Here is an 18053-nt window from a genome sequence, read left to right on the forward strand (position 1 = left end):
AGCGAGCGATGACGACAACCCTGGTGGCCCCCGCGGCCACGGAGACGGCGTCCGGCCCGCCCCGCGCGTGGCGGTCGCTGCTGCCCTGGATCCTCCCGGCGGTGGCGGCGCTCGGGGCGTTGCTGGGCACCGGTACGCCGGCCCGGGACATCGCGGTCTACGGCGGGTATTTCCTGCTGGCCATCGTCGTACCGGGAACCCTGGTCCTCCGGGCCTTCTTCGGCAGCCGGGGCAACTGGCCGGAGGATCTGGCGCTGGGCACCGCCACCGGCCTGGTGGTGATGCTGGCCGGGTGGGCGCTGGGTGCGGCGCTGAGCCTGCAGTCGCTGCTGATCGGCTGGCCGGTGCTGGTGGTGCTGCCGTTCCTGCTGGTGCCCCGGCTGCGGCGGTGCTGGCGGCGGGGCGCGGGGGAGCCGCTGCCGCTCGGCTGGCACGGGGCGATGGCCGCGGTGCTGCTGCTGGTGATCCTCTGGCTGGCCACCGTCTTCCAGAACTTCCCGCTGCCGCCGGTCCGCTTCGAGTACTACAAGGACCTCTACTACCACCTGGCGCTGGTGCACGAGATGACCCGCTCGATGCCGTTCCAGGTGCCGCAGCTGGCCGGGTACGAACTCCGCTACCACTACCTGTCCGACGCGGACCTCGCCACCGCGCACATGGTCACCGGGATCGCCCCGACCACGCTGCTCTTCCGGCTGTGGCTGCTGGCGATCACGGTGGCCGGGGTGTTCGCCTTCGCCACCCTGGCCCGGGTGGTCAGCGGCCGCTGGTGGGCCGCGCCGGTCGCGGCGGCGGCCGGATTCGCCGGGCAGGCGGTGTCGTTCGGCTCGGCGGCCGCCACCTTCAACAGCGGCGGCCCGGTCACTCTGCTCAGCCCGTCGCAGGACCTCGCCATGCCGCTGATCGCCCTGTTCGCGGTGCTCGCCGTGGACCGGCTGCGCGGCCGCCCGCTGGGCTGGGGCTGGGCTTTCCTGCCGGTCCTGGCGGTGGCCAACGCCGGCGCCAAGGCGAGCGTGCTGCCCCCGCTCGCGGCCGGCCTGGCGCTGGCCGCGGTGGTGTCGCTGTGGCGGCGGCGGACGACGCCGTGGGCGGCGGCCGGCCTGTTCGGGGTGACCGCGTTCGGCATGCTGTTCGGGGCCACGTTCTTCGCCGGCGGCGGGGCGAGCGTGCTCCAGCCGCAACCGTTGGGCACGCTGCGCTGGATGGCCCCGTACACGGAGACGCTGGGCGTGCACGACGGCCCGCGGTGGGGTGGCCTCGTGCCGCCCGGTATCCAGGACGCCGGCACCACCGGCCGGCTGTTCGTCGCCTGGGTGGTGATCTGGGCGCTCCTGCTGCAGGCGCCCCGATTGATCGGGTTGGTGCTGCCGCCCCGCACGCGCGGGACCGGTGACCCGGCGCTGCCGCTGATCGCCGGGGTCCTGATCGCCGGCACCGCGGCCACCTGGGTGTTCTGGCACCCGACCGCGAGCCAGATCTACTTCTTCGCCGGGGTGATCCCGTTCGGCGCGGTGCTGGCCGCCTGGTCGCTGGCCGACCGCGCCCGTTCCTGGCGGGTTCCGGTCGCCGGGGCGGTCGCCGGGGCGCTCTGCGCCGTGCTGCTGCCCGACGTCGGCCCGCCGGCCGGCAAGACCGTCGGCGACTGGGCCTGGACCCTGGCCGTGCCGCTGCTCCGGCTCGCCGCGATCACCGCGGTGGTGGTCGCGGTGGTGCTCGCGGTCCGGCGGGGCCGGGCCCGGCGGGCGCTGCCGGTGGCGCTGATCGCCGCCACGCTGGGCGCCGGGGTGGCGACCTGCACGGCGCACAACGTCGACGCGGTCCTCGACACCTCGGTGGCCAAGGGCGAGCCGAGATACCAGGTCACGGCACTGGAGATGCGGGCGGCACGGTGGCTGGACCGCAACGCCGGAGCGAACGACCTGGTGGCGACGAACGTGCACTGCCGGCCGATCAGCGCCGGACAGCCCTGTGACGCCCGGGCGTTCTGGGTGGCCGGCCTCGGCGGCCGTCGCACGCTCGTGGAGAGCTGGGGTTACAGCGACCAGGCGCTGGCCCGGAACGGGACGAACAACCTCAACTACGTCTACGCGCCACCGCCGGACCGGAACGTCTACGCGCTGAACCAGAAGGCCTTCACCACCGGTGACCCGGCGGTCGTCGCCCGGCTGCGGGACGAGTACGGCGTACGCTGGTTGTTCGCCGACAGCCGGGCCGGAAAGGTGGCGCCGGAGCTGGCCGCGGTCGCCACCGAGCGGCTCCGTCTCGGTACGGTGACCATCTATGAGCTGGGCCGGTAGTCGGGTTAACCCTACTGTCATCCGGGCGGCCCGCAGGATCGGATGGGAGGACTCCGGTGCCTAGCGTCGAAGACATGGAGACGACGTACGCCGGAGCCCCGGCCACCTACCCGATCGCCCCGGCCCGGCGCTTCCTGCGTCAGCTCGGCGTGGACACGCAGTACGTGCTGCTCGGCTTCCCGCTCGGGCTGCTCACCATCGTGCTCTGCATGACCGGCTTCGCGCTCGGCCTGGGCACCATGATCATCTGGATCGGGGTGCCGATCCTGGCCGGCTCGCTCGCGATGTCCCGCGGGTTCGCCCACCTGGAGCGGTTGCGGATCAACCCGGTGCTGCGCCGCCGGGTCCCGCACCCGCGGTACCGGACCACCAAGGCCACCAGCTGGATCGGCAAGATGTTCGCCCCGATCGCCGACGGTCAGTCCTGGTTGGACCTGGTGCACGGGATCTTCCGGTTCATCCCGAGCACGATCGCCTTCTGTTTCACCTTCACCTGGTGGGTCGGCGCGCTGGCCGGGCTGACCTACCCGCTCTACGACTGGGCGCTGCCGCACGTGCCGGACAACCAGGAGCTGCCCGAGCTGCTCGGCTTCCCGGACACCGCGGCCGTGCGGATCGTCTTCAACCTGGCGATCGGCCTGTTCTTCGCGATCACCCTGTTCCCGGTGGTCCGGGGTTCCGCGCTGCTCGAGGCGCAGTTCGCCCGGGGCCTGCTCAGCGGCGTCGGCGAGCTGCGCCGGCAGGTGGCCGAGGCGAACGCCGCCCGGGACGTGGCCCAGGAGCAGAAGGCCGCCGCCGTCTCGGCCGAGGCGACCGCGCTGCGCAAGCTGGAGCGCGACATCCACGACGGCCCGCAGCAGCGGCTGGTCCGGCTGGCGATGGACCTGGGCCGGGCCGAGCAGCAGTTCGCCCACGACCCGGAGGCGGCCCGGGCCACCGTGGCCGAGGCACTCACCCAGACCCGGGAGACGCTCGACGAGCTGCGCGCGCTGTCCCGCGGGATCGCCCCGCCGATCCTGGTCGACCGCGGGCTGCAGGCCGCGCTGACCGCGCTGGCCGGGCGCTGCACGGTCCCGGTCGACCTGGACGCCCCGGTGGTCGAGCGGCTGGACCCGGCGGTCGAGTCGGCGGCGTACTTCGTGGTCGCCGAGGCGCTGACCAACGTGGCCAAGCACAGTCACGCCACCGAGGTGCAGGTCAGCGTGCAGCGCAACGCCACCGGCCTGCTGATCACCGTGGCCGACGACGGGGTGGGCGGGGCCAGCCTGGCGAAAGGGCACGGCCTGGCCGGCCTGGACGATCGGGTCAAGGCGGCCGGCGGGGTGCTGGCCGTGGAGAGCCCGGACGGCGCCGGTACCCGGCTGACCGCGGCCCTGCCCCTTTAGCCGATCCATGGGGTTGCGACGGGGCCGTATCGTCCCCAGCATGCGTAAGATCGTCAATGGCCTGTCCGCGGCGCTCGCCGCGGGCACCGCCGTGCTCGTCGGGGTCGCCGGGGGCATCACGCCCGCTGTCGCCGCGGCCGGCACCCCCGGCTCCGCCGGTCTCGGTGACCGTCTCTACCCGCTGCTCGGCAATGGCGGGTACGACGTCAAGAACTACAACCTCGGCCTCAAGTACCCGGGCAAGACTCCTACCCAGACCGTCACCGGCAACGTGACGATCACCGCGGTCGCCACCAAGAACCTGTCCCGGTTCGACCTGGACTTCGGTGGCGACAGCGTCGGCAGCGTCTGGGTGAACGGCAAGGCGGCGAGCTTCCGCCGCTCCGGCGACGAGCTGGTCATCACCCCGGCCTCGTACCTGCCGAAGGGCAAGACCTTCAAGGTCTACGTCGGCAACTTCACCGCCACCCCGACGTCGGCCAGCGCCCAGGAGCCGGAGGGCTTCGTGTCCACCGCCGACGGCACCGTGCTGGCCGGCCAGCCGAACACCGCGCACGAGCTGTTCCCGAGCAACGACCACCCCCGGGACAAGGCGACCTACACGATCACGCTGACCACCCCCCAGGGCTGGATCGGCGTGGCCAACGGCAAGCACGTCCGGGACGCCAAGAGCACCGGGTACGTCTCGTCGACGTACCGCGAGTCGAAGCCGATGGCCAGCGAGCTGGTGCAGGTCGCCGCCGGCGACTTCGTGGTGAAGAACCGCAAGGCGGTCGGCGGCGTGCCGGTCCGCGACGTCGTTCCCCGCCGCCTGGCCGCGAAGCTCCTCGACAAGGCGAAGGTCGAGCGCTCGCAGATCGCCTGGATGACGAAGAAGGTCGGCAAGTACCCGTTCGAGAACTACGGGTCGCTGGTCATCGACGCCGATCTCGGCTTCGCGCTGGAGACCCAGACCCTCTCCCTGTACGACACCGGCATCTTCGCCTACCCGGCGGCCACCCGGAACCCGATCATGGCGCACGAGCTGGCGCACCAGTGGTTCGGCGACAGCGTGGCGCCGAACGCGTGGAGCGACGTGTGGCAGAACGAGGGCCACGCGACCTGGTACGAGCTGCTGTACGCGGCCGACACCAAGACCTTCAAGAAGTACACCGGCTTCAGCAACCGGGAGGCGTACTTCAAGGCGGTCTACCAGCTGGCCAACCAGTGGCGTGCCCAGTACGGCCCGGTGGCCCGCCCGAAGAGCTCGAAGTCCGTCTGGGACGTGTTCAACCCGAACGTGTACTCCGGCGGCGCGCTCGTCCTCTACGCCCTCCAGCAGAAGATCGGCGACAAGAAGTTCCAGCAGCTGGAGCGGGCCTGGGTCAGCAAGTACAAGGGCAAGTCGCCCTCCACCCAGGACTTCATCAAGCTGGCCTCGAAGGTCTCCGGCAAGAACCTGAACTCGTTCCTGACCAAGTGGCTGTACGGCAAGAAGGTTCCGCCGATGCCGGGCCACAGCGGCTGGAAGCCGTCCAGCGCCTCGGCGCAGGCGTTCGGCGCCGGTGAGACGAGCGTCATCACGCCGGCCCAGCACAAGCGGCCCGCGCAGGGCTGACCGATCTGACAGCATGGCGGCATGCGGGTGGTGATTGCCGACGACGCGGTGCTGTTGCGCGAGGGACTGGTCCGGCTCGTCGAGGAGAACGGCCACACCGTGGTGGCGGCCGTCGGCGACGGGCCGTCTCTCGTCGCGGCCATCCGCGACCACCGTCCGGACGTCTCCATCGTGGACGTCCGGATGCCGCCGTCGCACACCGACGAGGGCCTGCGGGCCGCGGTCGCGGCCCGCGCCGAGGTGCCCGGCACCCCGATCCTGGTGCTGTCGCAGTATGTCGAGGTCTCCTACGCCGACGACCTGCTGGCCGACCGCCGCGGCGCGGTCGGCTACCTGCTCAAGGACCGGGTCTCGCTGGTCGCCGACTTCCTGGACGGGCTGCGCCGGGTGGCCGAGGGCGGCACCGTGCTCGACCCCGAGGTGGTCGGCCAGCTGCTGGTCCGGCGCCGCCGGGACGACCCGCTGCGCAGCCTCACCCCGCGCGAGCGGGAGGTGCTGGGCCTGATGGCCGAGGGCATGTCGAACACCGCGATCGCCCGCAAGATGGTGGTCACCGACGGCGCGGTGGAGAAACACGTCCGCAACATCTTCACCAAGCTCGACCTGCACCAGGACGAGGAGCAGCACCGGCGGGTGCTGGCGGTGCTGGCCTACCTCCAGACGTAGGGCTAGCCCTACCCCCGGTCGGGGGCTCGCCGGATCGAACCCGGCCTGCCGGATCCATAGCGTTTCTTGCCATGGAGACCAGGGGGAAAGTGAAAGGGATCGCGGCGCGCGCGGCGATCTGGAGTGCCCGGCACCGGGTGCTCGCGATACTCGGCTGGATCGCCTTCGTGGCCGCGACCGTGGTGCTCAGCGCCCAGGTCGGCACCCGCGAGGCGACCTCGGCCGAGCAGGGCAACGGCGACTCCGGCCGGGCCGACAAGATCGTCGAGGCGGCCGGCTTCCCGGTCCGCCCGGCCGGCGAGATGGTGCTGATCCAGAACCGCTCCGGCGCCGACCGGGCGGCGGTCACCACCGAGGTGACCCGCACGCTGAAGACGCTGGCCGACGTCACCGACGTGCAGCCGCCGCTGCAGTCCGCGGACGGCAGGTCGACGCTGGTGGCGTTCAGCATCATCGGCGACCCGGAGACCGCGAAGGAGCGGGTCGGGCCGGCGCTGGACGCGGTTGCCAAGATCCAGGCGGGGCACCCGGAGCTCTACGTGACCGAGGCGGGCGACGCCAGCGGCGACAAGCTGATCGGTGACGAGCTGGACGCGGGCCTGTCCCGGCTCTCCATGCTCTCCATCCCGGTGACCCTGGGCATCCTGCTGGTGGCCTTCGGCGCGGTGGTGGCCGCGCTGCTGCCGGTCGGCCTGGCGGTGACCGCGGTGATCGCGGCGATCGGGCTGATGGCGGCCGGCAGCCGGTTCGCGCCGACGGTGGACGCCACCACGCACGTGATGCTGCTGGTCGGACTGGCCGTCGGGGTCGACTACTGCCTGTTCTACATCCGGCGGGAGCGCGACGAGCGCCGGGCCGGCGCCGATCCGGACCGGGCCCTGATGATCGCCGCGCAGACCTCCGGACGGTCGATCTGGATCTCCGGTCTCACCGTGATCGTGGCGATGGCCGGCATGTTCCTCACCCACGACACCACGTTCGTCAGCTTCGGCCTGGGCACCATCCTGGTGGTCGCCACCGCCGTGCTCGGCTCGCTGACCGTGCTGCCCGCCCTGCTCTCGGTGCTCGGCGACCGGGTCGACGCCATCAAGATCCCCGGCCTCTACCGGCGGCGCAGCGACGGCCGGCTGTGGAACGGGTTCCTGCGCGTCGTGCTGGCCCGCCCGCTGATCTCGACGCTGGTCGCGGTGGGTGTGCTCGGCGCGCTGGCCGCCCCGGTCATCGACATGCGCACCCGCGGGCAGAACATCCTGGACGTCTCGCCGCACGCCCCGGTGGTGCAGGGCTACCAGGCGATCAGTGAGGCGTTCCCGAGCAAGACCTCGCCGGCCCAGGTCGTGGTGCAGGCGCCGGCCGTTCGCGGGGAGCGGTTCGACCAGGCGGTCGCCGAGCTGCGGGCCGCGGTCGGGCGCAGCGGCGGCAAGCTGGTCGAGCCGGTCGACGTCGAGGTCAACCCGGCCGGCACGGTGGCGATCGTCTCGGTCGGCCTGGCCGGCAACGGGGAGAACAAGGCGTCCACCGACGCGCTGGAACTGCTGCGCGGCGAGGTGGTGCCGGCTGCCTTCGGCGACCTGCCGGGCGCGACCGCGCTGGTCACCGGCTCGGCCGCGAGCAACGCCGACTTCAACCACCAGATGCAGCAGAGTCTGCCCTGGGTCTTCGGGTTCGTGCTCGGGCTGGCCTTCATCCTGCTGCTGGTGTCGTTCCGGTCGGTGACCGTGGCGATCACCGGGGTGGTGCTCAACCTGCTCTCGGTCGCCGCCGCCTACGGCATGCTGGTCTTCGTCTTCCAGTACGGGCACTTCGACGAGCAGCTCGGGTTCCTGCCCTCGGACGGCATCATCAACTGGATCCCGCTCTTCCTCTTCGTGATCCTTTTCGGCCTGTCGATGGACTACCACGTCTTCGTGCTGAGCCGGATCCGGGAGGGCCACAACCGCGGCCTGCCGACCCGCCAGGCGGTCGCCGAGGGCATCGGCCGCACGGCCGGCGTGATCACCAGCGCGGCCGTGGTGATGATGGCGGTGTTCGCGCTCTTCGCGACGCTGCCGCTGACCTCGACCAAGGAGCTCGGGGTGGGCCTGGCGGCCGCGGTGCTGCTGGATGCCACGATCATCCGGGCGGTCCTGCTCCCGGCCGTGATGGTCCTGCTCGGCAAGGCGAACTGGTGGCTTCCGCGTGGCCTGCGCTGGCTCCCGGAGATCGCGCACGAGACGGTGCTGACCGGCGTCGCCTCCGGCTCGCCGGCATCGCGCCCCGAGGAGCCGACGTCGAGGACGCCGGAATTGACCACGCTTCGCTAGCCGATTCCGGAGCCCTCGACGTCGGCGGCCGCGATGCGCCGGGGGTTCCGGTCCGAAGATCCGACCCGAGGTCCGGTCGGCTCAGATCGAGGGGAACGGTCCGGGTGCGCTTCGCATCCGGGCCGTTTCGCGCTTTCGGTACGACCGCACCCGCCCCCTGCCGGTCCGCGCCGAGCCGTCCGCCGGCCACGCCGTGACGGGCTGTTTTCTGGCGCCGCGGTGCTTACCGCGTACCGGAAATGGGGGTTGATCCGGTGGGTCAGAAGGCGCCGGCGGCGATCGTGCCGAGTGTCGCGGCGCCGAGGCCGGCCAGCAGACTGACCAGGACGTAGGCGACGGCGGTGGCCTGCTCGCCGCGGCGGGCGAAGGTGAGCGTCTCCCAGGAGAACGTGGAGTAGGTGGTGAGCGCGCCGCAGAAGCCGGTGCCGACCAGGGCGGTGACGGTGGGGGAGAGCGGGCGGCCGAGGACGAGGCCGAGGAGCAGCGAGCCGGCCACGTTCACCGCCAGGGTGCCCCACGGGAAGCCGGCGCCGTAGCGGGCCTGGACGTACCGATCGGTCAGATAGCGCAGCGGCGCCCCGATCGCCGCGCCGAGCGCGACCATCAGCAGGGTCATGACGCCCCGGCCGGCTTCGCGGGGATGACGCGGGGACCGGTCACTTCGCCTCCACCGCCGATCCGCGCCGGGGTCGGGTGGCGGACGAGGCCAGGGCACTGCCGGCCCAGACCGCGAGCAGGGCGCCGACGATCGTGGCGGCCAGGTAGGCGAGGGCGATCGTCGGGACGGCGCGCTCGACCTCGACCTCCGCGGTGGAGAACGTGGTGTAGCCGCCGAGCACGCCGGTGCCGAGGAAGAGCCGGGTCAGCCGGTGACCCGGGCGGAACCGGGCGAGCAGGGTGAACAGCACGCCGATCAGGAAGCAGCCGGAGACGTTGATCAGCCAGGTGGACCAGGGGAACTCGCTCGGGGTGTGCGGCCAGGCCGTGCCGATGGCGTAGCGGGCCAGCGCGCCGAGCACGCCACCGGCCGAGACGGCAGCCAGCGCCCGGCGATCAACGTCGAGATCCATCACCGGAACGGTATCGCGCGGGTGGAGACGGCGCGGGTGCCGGGAAGAAGAAGCGGGTGCGCGGGCGGCCGGGGGGACGTGGCGGCGTCCTCCCCGGCCGGTTCCGGGCGCTTCGGGCAGATCCACCGATCGCATGAAACGACCTGAAACAGGCGATGTAAATGCCCGTTGACCTGTGCCTCAGCGGTTTCATCGTCCACTGTAGGCGACGATCTTGCGGGGTGGGTACCCGGCCCCGGACGGGTGCGGGAGGTAGCGCCGCGGTTCCGCTGCGTCAGGCGCAGCGGGCGCAGCCCTGGCCGGCGCTGGTGACGGTCAGGTTGTCGAGTTCCACGCCGGAGGCCTGTTCCACGACGAGGGGTGACCAGTTGCCGGCAGTCCCGGTCCCGGCGAGGTGGCAGTCACGGACCACGCTGTCGCGGTAGGGCAGGACGGTGACCACCCCGTCCACCTCGCTGCGGCCCCAACCGGCGATCCGGACCGCGTACCGGGGCCCGGACCAGCGCACACAGACGTCGCGCACCGCGATCCGCGCGCCGACCTCCCCGGACGACGACGACACGAAGCGGTCGGTGTTGTCGCCGGGCAGCAGCCGGAAGCCCATCTCGACGTCGCGCAGGCAGGCGCCGGTCACCCGGACGTCGTACACCGAGCTGAGGTAGAACCCCTCGACCGCGTCCCGGACCCGCAGATCAGAAACGGTCAGCCGGTGCGGGTGGTAGGTCGGCCCGGCGATCGACGACACGTCCGCGCCGGCCGCACCCCAGTGCACCGCCACCCCGGTGTACCCGCCGGTGACCAGCACGTCGTGCAGCGTGGTGTCGCGGACCGCGCCCATCACGCCGATCCCGTTCGCGGTCCGCAGCGGGCCGTGGTCGACGTGCACCCGGCGGATGTCGACGTCGCCGATCCACTGCGGCTCACCGCGGTACAGGTACTCGCCGACGGTGAGGCCGGTGCCCCGGTCGCCGCCGTGCTCCCCCGGGTCGGACGGGGCCGGCCGGAGCCCGAGGTCGCTGATCGACACCGCGGAGCCGAGCACGTGCAGCACCGGGTGCCCGGTCCGGGACGCGGAGACCAGCCAGGTGTCCCCGGCCGAGGCGCCGCGCAGCGTCCAGCCGCCGGGCACCCGCAGCCCCTCGGCCAGCGGGTGGTCGCCCGGGGGCAGGTCGAGGGTGCCCGGCGGCTCGGTGTCCAGCAGGTCCTGCAGCGTCCGGTGGTTCGCCACCGGGTCGTCACCGAGAAGCATGGGTTACCGCGTCCCGGCCGGCCGGGACGATCCGGGCGGGGCCGGCGCGGCGCGCTGGGGCGACGAGCCGGTCAGGCGCCAGGACAGGGTGGGCTGCGCCTCGGCCGATCCGAGCAGCACCGGGTTCACCGGCGGCTCGGCCAGCCGTACGGTGGCCGTCCCGTCCGCCCCGCGGGTCACCTCGGCCCGCACCGGTGAGCCGGTGATCAGGTCGGTGGCCAGCACCTCGGCCAGCTCGCCGGGCCGCTGCGGGATCGCCCGCACCGCCACCCGCCGGGCCGCCCGGGACAGCTTGAAGACGGCGCGGGCCGGCTTCTGCCGGGTCCACCGGTTGCGCGGGCTGATCGCCACCGGCGGCGCCGCCGCCACCCCGGCCGCCGCCAGCCGGTAGCCGAGCGGCCCGCCCGGCTGGACGATCGCGAAGTCGCAGCCGGTGTGCCCGGCCGGGCCGCTGACCGGGGCGGCCTGCTCGGCGGGCTGCGCCGTGACGCTGTTGAGCCGCAGGCCGATCGCCGAGCGCGGGCTGAGCCGCCCGGCCGCCCACTCCGGGTGCCGTGCCTCGGCCAGCTCCACGATCAGCAGGCCGTCCTCGGCGAGTTCCCCGGCGGCCAGGTCGAAGCCGAGGGTGGCCTCGGCCGGCGCGGCGGCCCGCCAGCCCTGCCGCCGGGCCAGCACCAGCGCGCCGCGGATCCGGCCCTGCGCCCGCACCAGGACCAGCCGGGGCAGTTCGGGCGCCAGCCGGGACGGCCGCACCCGGTCGGACCACCAGCGGGTGGCCATCTCGTCCAGGCCGACCGAGACGGCGACCCGGACCGGGCCGCCGGTGCCGTTCACCTTGATCGCGACCGCGCCGAACTCGCCGGCCGCCCGGGCCACGATGCCGGTGCCCCGGATCATTTGGTCCACGATCCGGATCGCCGAGCTGGATCCGCTGGTCAGCTCCATCGGCAGGGTGGCGGCCACGGCCGGCTCGTCGAAGTCGGTGCGGAAGTGCCGGCCGGCCCTCATGACAGGTCGGTCCGGGTCAGCAGCGGCTCGCGCCGGGTCCACATCCGCTCCACCGTCTCGAAGAGCGGATCGGCGTCGCTCTCGATGTGCCGGAACGTCGCCCGCAACGACTTGAGCAGGATGTTCGCGCCCCAGACCTCCCACTGCGGGACCTGCGGGGTGACCACGTCCGAGCCGCTGCGGTAGAGCCACAGCCAGAGCCGGGCGCGCTGCACCTGCTCCTCGGTGACCAGGTCGGCGCCGTCCCGGATCGCCGTGATGCTCTCGTCCAGCGTCTTGAAGTAGGCGTCGGTCGAGTCGACCACGGTGGACAGTCCGCACGAGCTCCACTCCGACCAACCGGCCTGGACCACCGGGATGCCGTAGGCGGGGAGCTCGTTGCTGACGCTGCCGCGCACCGTGACCCCGAGGTCGGTGAGGCTCCACAGCGCGTTCTTGCTCAGCGTGGCGCTCGGCTGGAAGATCATGTGCGGCGACTTCCGGTGCCGCCGGGCCAGGTCGTCGAAGAAGCCGGTGGAGTCGTAGAGCCGCTGGCTCGGGTGGTCCAGGAACAGCCACTGCGCGTCGGTCCGGGACGCCGCCCAGTCCGCCGTCTCGGTGAACCAGGCGGAGAGGCTGGGGAACAGCTCCCGGTTGGTGCCGAGCGCGTCCGAGACGGCGTGGTTGAAGACCGCCACGATCGGTTTCTCCGGGTCGAACCCGAACCGGGCCGCGGCGTGGCTGCGCAGCAGGGCCCGCTCGGCCGGGTCGTTCAGGTCGACCGAGGCGTTCGTGCCGCCCCGCCACCAGCTCGGCCGGCCCAGGTTGACCTTGGCCCGCCAGGCGATCAGCTCGGTGGTCGGGCGCAGCTGCTCCCGGCGCGGCCAGACCCGGGTCTCGAAGACCTCGCCGATCTGCCGGGTCAGCTCACCCCGGAACGTCTCGGTGTGCGTGTCGTGCTCGGGGAACAGCGCGTACGCCTTGAGGCAGCCGGTCTGCTGGGTGTGGATCACCGGGACGCCGGCCCGGCGCGCCACGTCCACCGCGAGCCCCCACTGGTCGTAGTCGACGTGGCTGGTGACCAGCGCGACGACGTTCCGGGTGGCGAACGCCTCCTCGTAGTACGCGGCCAGGGCGTTGCCGTAGCGGACCCGCTCGGCCGGCGGGTTCTCCCGCATCCGGGCGAGTTTGGCGAGCCGGGCGTCGGTCGCCCGGATGGTCTCGGTGACGTCGAAGGACGGCGTGGCGTCCGACCGGCGCACGACGTCCCAGACGTCGATCACCTCGGCCGCGCCGTACGCCTGGCAGAACTCCCGCACCAGCGACACGTCGAAGCCCTGCCACAGCGTCTTGGCCCAGGCCTCCTCGACCCCGGTGACGACGACCATCCGGGACGGGCGCACCCGGCGGATCGCGTTGGCGACCGCGAGGTTGCGCAGCGTCACCCGCAGGTCCTGGTGGAACGCCTCGACCAGCACCACCCCGTCGTCGGCCGGGGCCGGCAGGTTCTTCTGCCAGAACACCTCGGCGGCGTTGAGGAAGTGCTTCCACTCCTGCTTGTTCGCGTTCAGCAGCACGTCAGATCAGATCCCAGGTGAGCGGCGTGCCCTTGGCGGCGTCGGTGCGGAAGACGCGACCCAGCACGCTGCCGATCGCGTCCGGCTCGAGGCCGCCGGTGGGGCGGATGGAGCGGACGTTCGCCTCGGTCACCGGCTCGCCGGCCCGGACGTCGGTGACCACGTAGAGCGAGCGGCGGAACCGCAGGCCCTCCTTCTCCGCCTCGGTCGGGCCGATGGCGGTGCTGCCCAGCGCCTGCCAGGCCCGCTCCGATTCCACCACGAGGGCGGCCAGCTCGGCCGGGTCCAGCGAGAACGCCGAGTCCACGCCGCCGTCGGCGCGGTCCAGGGTGACGTGCTTCTCGATCAGCACGGCGCCGAGCGCGACGGCGGCGACCGGCACCCCGATGCCGAGCGTGTGGTCGCTCAGCCCGATCGGCAGCCGGAGCGCCTCGGCCAGCACCGGGATCCGCCGCAGGTTGGTCGACTCGGGCGGGGCCGGGTACGACGCCGTGCAGCTGAGCACGGTGACGTCGGTGGCCCCGGCGCCCCGCGCGGCGTCCACCGCCGCGGTGATCTCGCGGAGCGTGGCCATCCCGGTGGAGATGATGATCGGCTTGCCGGTCGAGGCGCAGAGCCGGATCAGCGGCAGGTCGGTGATCTCCGACGAGGCGATCTTGTAGCGCGGCGCGTCGAGCTTTTCCAGCAGCTCCACGGCGGTCGGGTCGAACGGGCTGGAGAACGCCTCGATGCCCCGCTCCCGGGCGCGCTCGAAGATCGGCGCGTGCCAGTCCCACGGGGTGTGCGCGCGGGTGTAGAGGTCGTACAGGTACTCGCCGCCCCACAGCTCGTGGCCGGCGGAGAGCTGGAACCGCGGGTGCTTGACGTCCACGGTCAGCGTGTCCGCGGTGTACGTCTGGATCTTGATGGCGTCCGCGCCCGCGTCCGCGGCGGCGTCCACCAGCGCCAGCGCGCGGTCGAGGGAACCGTTGTGGTTCCCGGACATCTCCGCGACGATGTAGGGCTTCGTTGGGCTCATTTCGCTCTCTCTGTCCAGACGACCGTCTTCGGCACGCCGTCGACCAGCCGTTCGTATCTGCGCGTCTCGCGGAACCCGAAGCGCCGGTGCAGGGCGAGCACCTGGGTGTTCTCCGCGAGCGTCTCGCCGCCCAGGGTGGCCAGGCCGAGGGTGCCGAAGGCGTACTCGACAGCCTCTTTCTCCAGCCGCATCCAGGCCGGGAGCAGCCGCGGGCCGAGCCCCTCGACGTCGAGGTAGAACGACCAGGTGGCGCCGTTGAAGATCACCACGCCGGCCGGCACGCCGTCCTCCTCGTAGATCAGGATGTCGGCGGCCCGGTTCGCCCACCAGGCCGCGTGCTCGGCCGGCTGGATCTCGTGGGTGGTGAGGCTGACGGCGCGTACCGCGGGATGGTTGCGCCAGGTCAGCACCCGGTCGCGGTCGGAGTCGGTGGCGGGTCGAAGCACGCGGTCACCGTAGGGAGGTGGTTTGGACCGGCCGTGGCGTCGCGGAGAGGTCCGGGGAAACCGCAGGTGGCCGTTCGGTGGCCCGGTGCCGGGCCGCGGCCAGCCGGTACGCCGCCCGCAGCGCCGAGTACAGCGGGTAGCTGTTCGCCGCGACCAGCCGGTGCTTCAGCCCGGCCGGGCCGGCCGGGACGCGGTGGCCGGCCGGGCGGTGCCGCCGGTACTGCCCGACGATGCCGCGGAAGAAGCGGCGGCGGCAGCTCGGGTGCATCCGGGAGTCGTTGCCGGCCACCACCAGCAGGTGGTTGATCATCAAGGTGAACACCCGGGACCGGACCGCGGCCGGGGCGCCCAGCCGGTCGAGCCGCTGGTACAGCTCGTCGTACTGCGCGAAGGCTTCGAAGTGCCGCTCGCTGCGGGTCGCGGTGATCGCGCCGGGCCGGCCGATCCGGTAGTGGTAGCAGACCCGGTTCAGCACCTCGACGTGCCCGGCGGCGACCAGGACCGGATTGCTGAACGGGACGTCCTCGTACCACCCGGCCGGGAAGCGCAGGCCGTGCTCGGTGAGCAGGCCGCGCCGCGTGATCCGGTTCCACGCGGTGTGCTGCAGGCCGAGCAGCCGGTCCAGGGTGGCCGGGCCGGCCAGCAGCGGGGAGCTGGCGTCCTGCTCCAGCCGGCCGTCCGGGTGCTCGCGCAGGTGGTCGACGAGCAGTACGTCCGGCACCGACGAGCGGAGCCGCTGGAGCACCGCGCGCACCGAGCCGGGTGGCAGCCGGTCGTCGCTGTCGACGAACCAGACGTAGCGCCCGGTGGCCTCGGCCAGCCCGGCGTTGCGGGCCGGCCCGAGGCCGACGTTGCTGGACAGGTGCAGCACTCGCAGGCCGCCGTGCCGGGCCGCGTAGGCGTCCAGCAGCGCGCCGCAGCCGTCCGGGGAGGCGTCGTCGACCGCGATGATCTCGACCGCCGCGTTCTCCTCAGCGGTCAGCCCGGCCCGGACCGAGTCCAGGCAGGTCTCGAGGAACCCCTCGACCGCGTAGACCGGCACCACGACGGTCAGCAGAGCGTCCATCCGACCACCGTGCTGGCCGGACGTGACGCCGAGGCGAACCGCAGTTGAAGCCGCCGCGCGTCGGAGGCGAATTCACCCGGCGGGGGGCGGGTTGGGGAAGAGCAGGTTGTCCATCGCCGCGGTGGTCAGCGGCTCGGCGAAGTAGTAGCCCTGACCCAGCTCGCAGTTGCCGCCGGCGAGCTCGCTGAGCTGCCCGGCGTCCTCGATCCCCTCGGCCACCGTGGACAGTTGCAGGGCCTGCCCGAGCTGGATGATGCCGAGGGTGAGCGCGGCCGCGGCGGGCAGGTCGCCGATGTCGTCGACGAACGACTTGTCGATCTTGATGATGTCCACCGGGAAGTTCCGCAGGTACGCCAGCGACGAGTACCCGGTGCCGAAGTCGTCGATCGCCAGCCGGACCCCGAGCGCCTTGATCTCCTGCAACCGGCGCAGCGTCTCCGGCCGGTGGTCCACCAGCAGCGACTCGGTCAGCTCGATGATCAGGCAGCGGGCCGGCAGCCCGCTGTCGGCCAGCGCCGACTCGACCAGCCGCGGCAGGTCGGCCCGGTCCAGCTGGACCGCGGACAGGTTGACGCTGACCGTCAGCGGCGTCCCGTCCTGCCGTTGCGCGTTCCACCGGGCCGCCTGCCGGCACGCCTCGCGCAGCACCCACTCGCCGATCGGCACGATCAGCCCGGTCTCCTCGGCCAGCGGGATGAACTCCAGCGGCGGGATCATCCCGCGCTCCGGGTGCTGCCAGCGGACCAGCGCCTCCAGGCCGGAGATCTCCTCGGTGCGCAGCCGCACGATCGGCTGGAAGCGCAGCTCGAACTCGTGCCGCAGCACCGCCCGGCGCAGGTCCGCCTCCAGCTCCAGGTGCTTCTGGAAGGACTCGCGCATGGCCGGCTCGAAGACCGCGAGCTGGTCCTTGCCCTGCTTCTTCGCCTCGAACATGGCCAGGTCGGCGCGGACCAGCAGATCCTCCGCGTCGGCCGCGCCGGGCTCGGCGTAGGCCACCCCGACGCTGCAGGTGGCGAACACCTCCCGCCCGTCCAGGTCGAACGGGTCGCGCAGCGCGTGCACGATCCGCCGGGCCACCGGCACCGCCGCCGCCACGCCGGCCACCCCGGGCAGCAGCACCGCGAACTCGTCGCCGCCCAGCCGGGCCGCGGTGTCCCCGGCGCGCAGGCACTCGCGCAGCCGGTCGGCCACCGCGGCCAGCAGCCGGTCGCCGGCCGCGTGCCCCAGCGAGTCGTTCACCACCTTGAACCGGTCCAGGTCGACCAGCAGCGTGGCCACCCCGCCGGACCGGGTGGTGACCAGCGCGTTCTCCATCCGGGTGGTGAACAGCGAACGGTTGGCCAGCCCGGTCAGCGAGTCGTGGAACGCGTGGTTCATCTCGCGCAGCGTGCGCGCGTCGGTGATGGCCAGGCTGACGTGCTCGGCGAACGCCCGGAGGACCTCCTGCGCCGCCCGGTCCCACTCCCGGATCCCCTGGTAGGAGCCGACGAACAGGGCGCCGACCACGGTGCCGTCCTCGTGCACCGGCACCGCCATCACGCTCTTCAGCCGGGCCCGGACGATCTCCGGAACGGCGATCGGCGAGTTCGCGTAGTCGTCCACCGCGACCAGCTCGTCGCCCATGATGGCGAGCCCGGCGACGCCCAGCGCGGCGACCGGCACCGCCTGCATCCGCAGCACCGCCTCCTCCGGGACGCCCCGGCTGCTGATCAGGCTGGTCCGGGCCGGGTCGTCCAGGTCCAGCACGGTCAGCCCGGACATCTCCACGTCGAGCAGGTCGGCCGCGCTCGCGGTGATCTGGTCCAGGATCCGGCGCAGCGGCTCGCGCCGGGCGATCGCCCGCTGCACCGAGCTCAGCTCGTCGAAGAGCCGCTGCCGGCGCTGCAGCGAGCTGATCAGGCGGTCGTTCTCGGCGGCCTGCCGGCGTTCCACCTCGATCAGGTGCAGCGCCTGCAGGCTCAGCTCGAGCACCCGGGCCATGCCGCGGAGCAGGCACACCTCCTCGACGGTGAACGGCGTCTCCCGGCCGAGCACCAGCACGCCCGGGGCGACGCCGTCGAGGTGCGCCAGGGTGACCGCGTAGCGGCGGTCGTCGACCTCGAAGTCGGCCCGCCGGCTGGCGGCGATCTCGGTCAGGACGCCGGCCGGGATCCGGTCCACCGGCGATCCGACCGCGGCGACCACACCTCCGTCGACCATCAGCACGGCGAGGTCGGCGCCGAGCGCGCGCACCGCGCACTCGACGGCGGCATGCTGGGCGGCGGCCTCATCGGGCCGATCGGCGACGACGGCGAGAAACTCCGTCAGCTGCTGGGTGGCGAGCACGTCGTTGCAGTCGGCGCGGCCGCGGCCCAGTTGAGGAATTGCAACCCAGCCGCCGCGACCCCGGGAA

Annotated in this window: 14 protein-coding genes; 5 read left to right on the forward strand and 9 right to left on the reverse strand. The window is 72.8% G+C overall.

Annotated features, from left to right (window positions below; all coding sequences use genetic code 11):
• Positions 1-8: 8 nt before the first annotated feature.
• The 5 genes from BJY16_RS10365 to BJY16_RS10385 all read left to right on the forward strand — a co-directional run bounded on the left by BJY16_RS10365 (position 9) and on the right by BJY16_RS10385 (position 8248).
• Complete coding sequence (locus BJY16_RS10365; protein WP_185039060.1) at positions 9-2297, forward strand: hypothetical protein; 2289 nt, start codon at positions 9-11, stop codon at positions 2295-2297.
• A 74-nt stretch (positions 2298-2371) separates the two neighbouring features.
• Complete coding sequence (locus tag BJY16_RS10370; RefSeq protein ID WP_185039063.1) at positions 2372-3682, forward strand: sensor histidine kinase; 1311 nt, start codon at positions 2372-2374, stop codon at positions 3680-3682.
• A gap of 40 nt (positions 3683-3722) precedes the next feature.
• Positions 3723-5279 carry a M1 family metallopeptidase gene (locus tag BJY16_RS10375; protein WP_239177168.1) on the forward strand — a complete coding sequence of 519 codons (1557 nt, stop codon included), beginning with the start codon at positions 3723-3725 and terminating at the stop codon, positions 5277-5279.
• Positions 5280-5300: 21 nt separating this feature from the next.
• On the forward strand, positions 5301-5945 hold the full coding sequence (locus BJY16_RS10380) for a response regulator (RefSeq protein ID WP_185039069.1): 645 nt from the start codon (positions 5301-5303) through the stop codon (positions 5943-5945).
• A gap of 71 nt (positions 5946-6016) precedes the next feature.
• Positions 6017-8248, forward strand: a complete 2232-nt coding sequence (locus BJY16_RS10385) for an MMPL family transporter (protein ID WP_185039071.1) — start codon at positions 6017-6019, stop codon at positions 8246-8248.
• 259 nt (positions 8249-8507) lie between these two features.
• Here the strand turns inward: BJY16_RS10385 and crcB are convergent, their stop codons facing one another.
• The 9 genes from crcB to BJY16_RS10430 form a co-directional block, all read right to left on the reverse strand.
• On the reverse strand, positions 8508-8864 hold the full coding sequence (crcB, locus tag BJY16_RS10390) for a fluoride efflux transporter CrcB (RefSeq protein ID WP_185039074.1): 357 nt from the start codon (positions 8862-8864) through the stop codon (positions 8508-8510).
• Positions 8865-8904: 40 nt separating this feature from the next.
• Entirely contained in the window at positions 8905-9318 is a 414-nt protein-coding gene (locus BJY16_RS10395; protein ID WP_185039077.1) for a fluoride efflux transporter FluC, read from the reverse strand.
• A gap of 274 nt (positions 9319-9592) precedes the next feature.
• Positions 9593-10567, reverse strand: coding sequence for a right-handed parallel beta-helix repeat-containing protein (locus BJY16_RS10400; protein ID WP_185039080.1), 975 nt, complete (start codon positions 10565-10567; stop codon positions 9593-9595).
• Between the two features lie 3 nt (positions 10568-10570).
• Positions 10571-11575: a hypothetical protein gene (locus BJY16_RS10405; RefSeq protein ID WP_185039083.1), complete on the reverse strand. Its 1005-nt coding sequence runs from the start codon at positions 11573-11575 to the stop codon at positions 10571-10573.
• Positions 11572-13131, reverse strand: a complete 1560-nt coding sequence (locus tag BJY16_RS10410; RefSeq protein ID WP_185039086.1) for a hypothetical protein — start codon at positions 13129-13131, stop codon at positions 11572-11574. The genes BJY16_RS10405 and BJY16_RS10410 overlap by 4 nt, the downstream gene beginning before the upstream one ends.
• Position 13132: 1 nt before the next feature.
• The gene (gene pseI / locus BJY16_RS10415; protein WP_185039089.1) at positions 13133-14149 is read right to left on the reverse strand and encodes a pseudaminic acid synthase; all 1017 of its coding nucleotides are present in this window, start codon (positions 14147-14149) and stop codon (positions 13133-13135) included.
• Positions 14146-14595: a GNAT family N-acetyltransferase gene (locus BJY16_RS10420; RefSeq protein WP_185039092.1), complete on the reverse strand. Its 450-nt coding sequence runs from the start codon at positions 14593-14595 to the stop codon at positions 14146-14148. Before BJY16_RS10420 ends, pseI begins: the two co-directional genes overlap by 4 nt.
• Before the next feature lie 4 nt (positions 14596-14599).
• Positions 14600-15661 carry a glycosyltransferase family 2 protein gene (locus tag BJY16_RS10425; protein WP_185039095.1) on the reverse strand — a complete coding sequence of 354 codons (1062 nt, stop codon included), beginning with the start codon at positions 15659-15661 and terminating at the stop codon, positions 14600-14602.
• 72 nt (positions 15662-15733) lie between these two features.
• Positions 15734-17986 (reverse strand): putative bifunctional diguanylate cyclase/phosphodiesterase, encoded by a 2253-nt coding sequence (locus tag BJY16_RS10430; RefSeq protein ID WP_239177170.1) that lies wholly within the window; start codon positions 17984-17986, stop codon positions 15734-15736.
• Positions 17987-18053: the final 67 nt, after the last annotated feature.

Source organism: Actinoplanes octamycinicus (assembly GCF_014205225.1).
Classification (GTDB): Bacteria; Actinomycetota; Actinomycetes; order Mycobacteriales; family Micromonosporaceae; genus Actinoplanes; species Actinoplanes octamycinicus.

What these genes read in the sequence shown, in the direction of transcription:
- BJY16_RS10365 (WP_185039060.1), top strand. Translation starts at nt 9, where the DNA reads ATGACGACAACCCTGGTGGCCCCCGCGGCCACGGAGACGGCGTCCGGC.
- BJY16_RS10370 (WP_185039063.1), top strand. Translation starts at nt 2,372, where the DNA reads ATGGAGACGACGTACGCCGGAGCCCCGGCCACCTACCCGATCGCCCCG.
- BJY16_RS10375 (WP_239177168.1), top strand. Translation starts at nt 3,723, where the DNA reads ATGCGTAAGATCGTCAATGGCCTGTCCGCGGCGCTCGCCGCGGGCACC.
- BJY16_RS10380 (WP_185039069.1), top strand. Translation starts at nt 5,301, where the DNA reads ATGCGGGTGGTGATTGCCGACGACGCGGTGCTGTTGCGCGAGGGACTG.
- BJY16_RS10385 (WP_185039071.1), top strand. Translation starts at nt 6,017, where the DNA reads ATGGAGACCAGGGGGAAAGTGAAAGGGATCGCGGCGCGCGCGGCGATC.
- crcB (WP_185039074.1), bottom strand. Translation starts at nt 8,864, where the DNA reads ATGACCCTGCTGATGGTCGCGCTCGGCGCGGCGATCGGGGCGCCGCTG.
- BJY16_RS10395 (WP_185039077.1), bottom strand. Translation starts at nt 9,318, where the DNA reads ATGGATCTCGACGTTGATCGCCGGGCGCTGGCTGCCGTCTCGGCCGGT.
- BJY16_RS10400 (WP_185039080.1), bottom strand. Translation starts at nt 10,567, where the DNA reads ATGCTTCTCGGTGACGACCCGGTGGCGAACCACCGGACGCTGCAGGAC.
- BJY16_RS10405 (WP_185039083.1), bottom strand. Translation starts at nt 11,575, where the DNA reads ATGAGGGCCGGCCGGCACTTCCGCACCGACTTCGACGAGCCGGCCGTG.
- pseI (WP_185039089.1), bottom strand. Translation starts at nt 14,149, where the DNA reads ATGAGCCCAACGAAGCCCTACATCGTCGCGGAGATGTCCGGGAACCAC.
- BJY16_RS10425 (WP_185039095.1), bottom strand. Translation starts at nt 15,661, where the DNA reads ATGGACGCTCTGCTGACCGTCGTGGTGCCGGTCTACGCGGTCGAGGGG.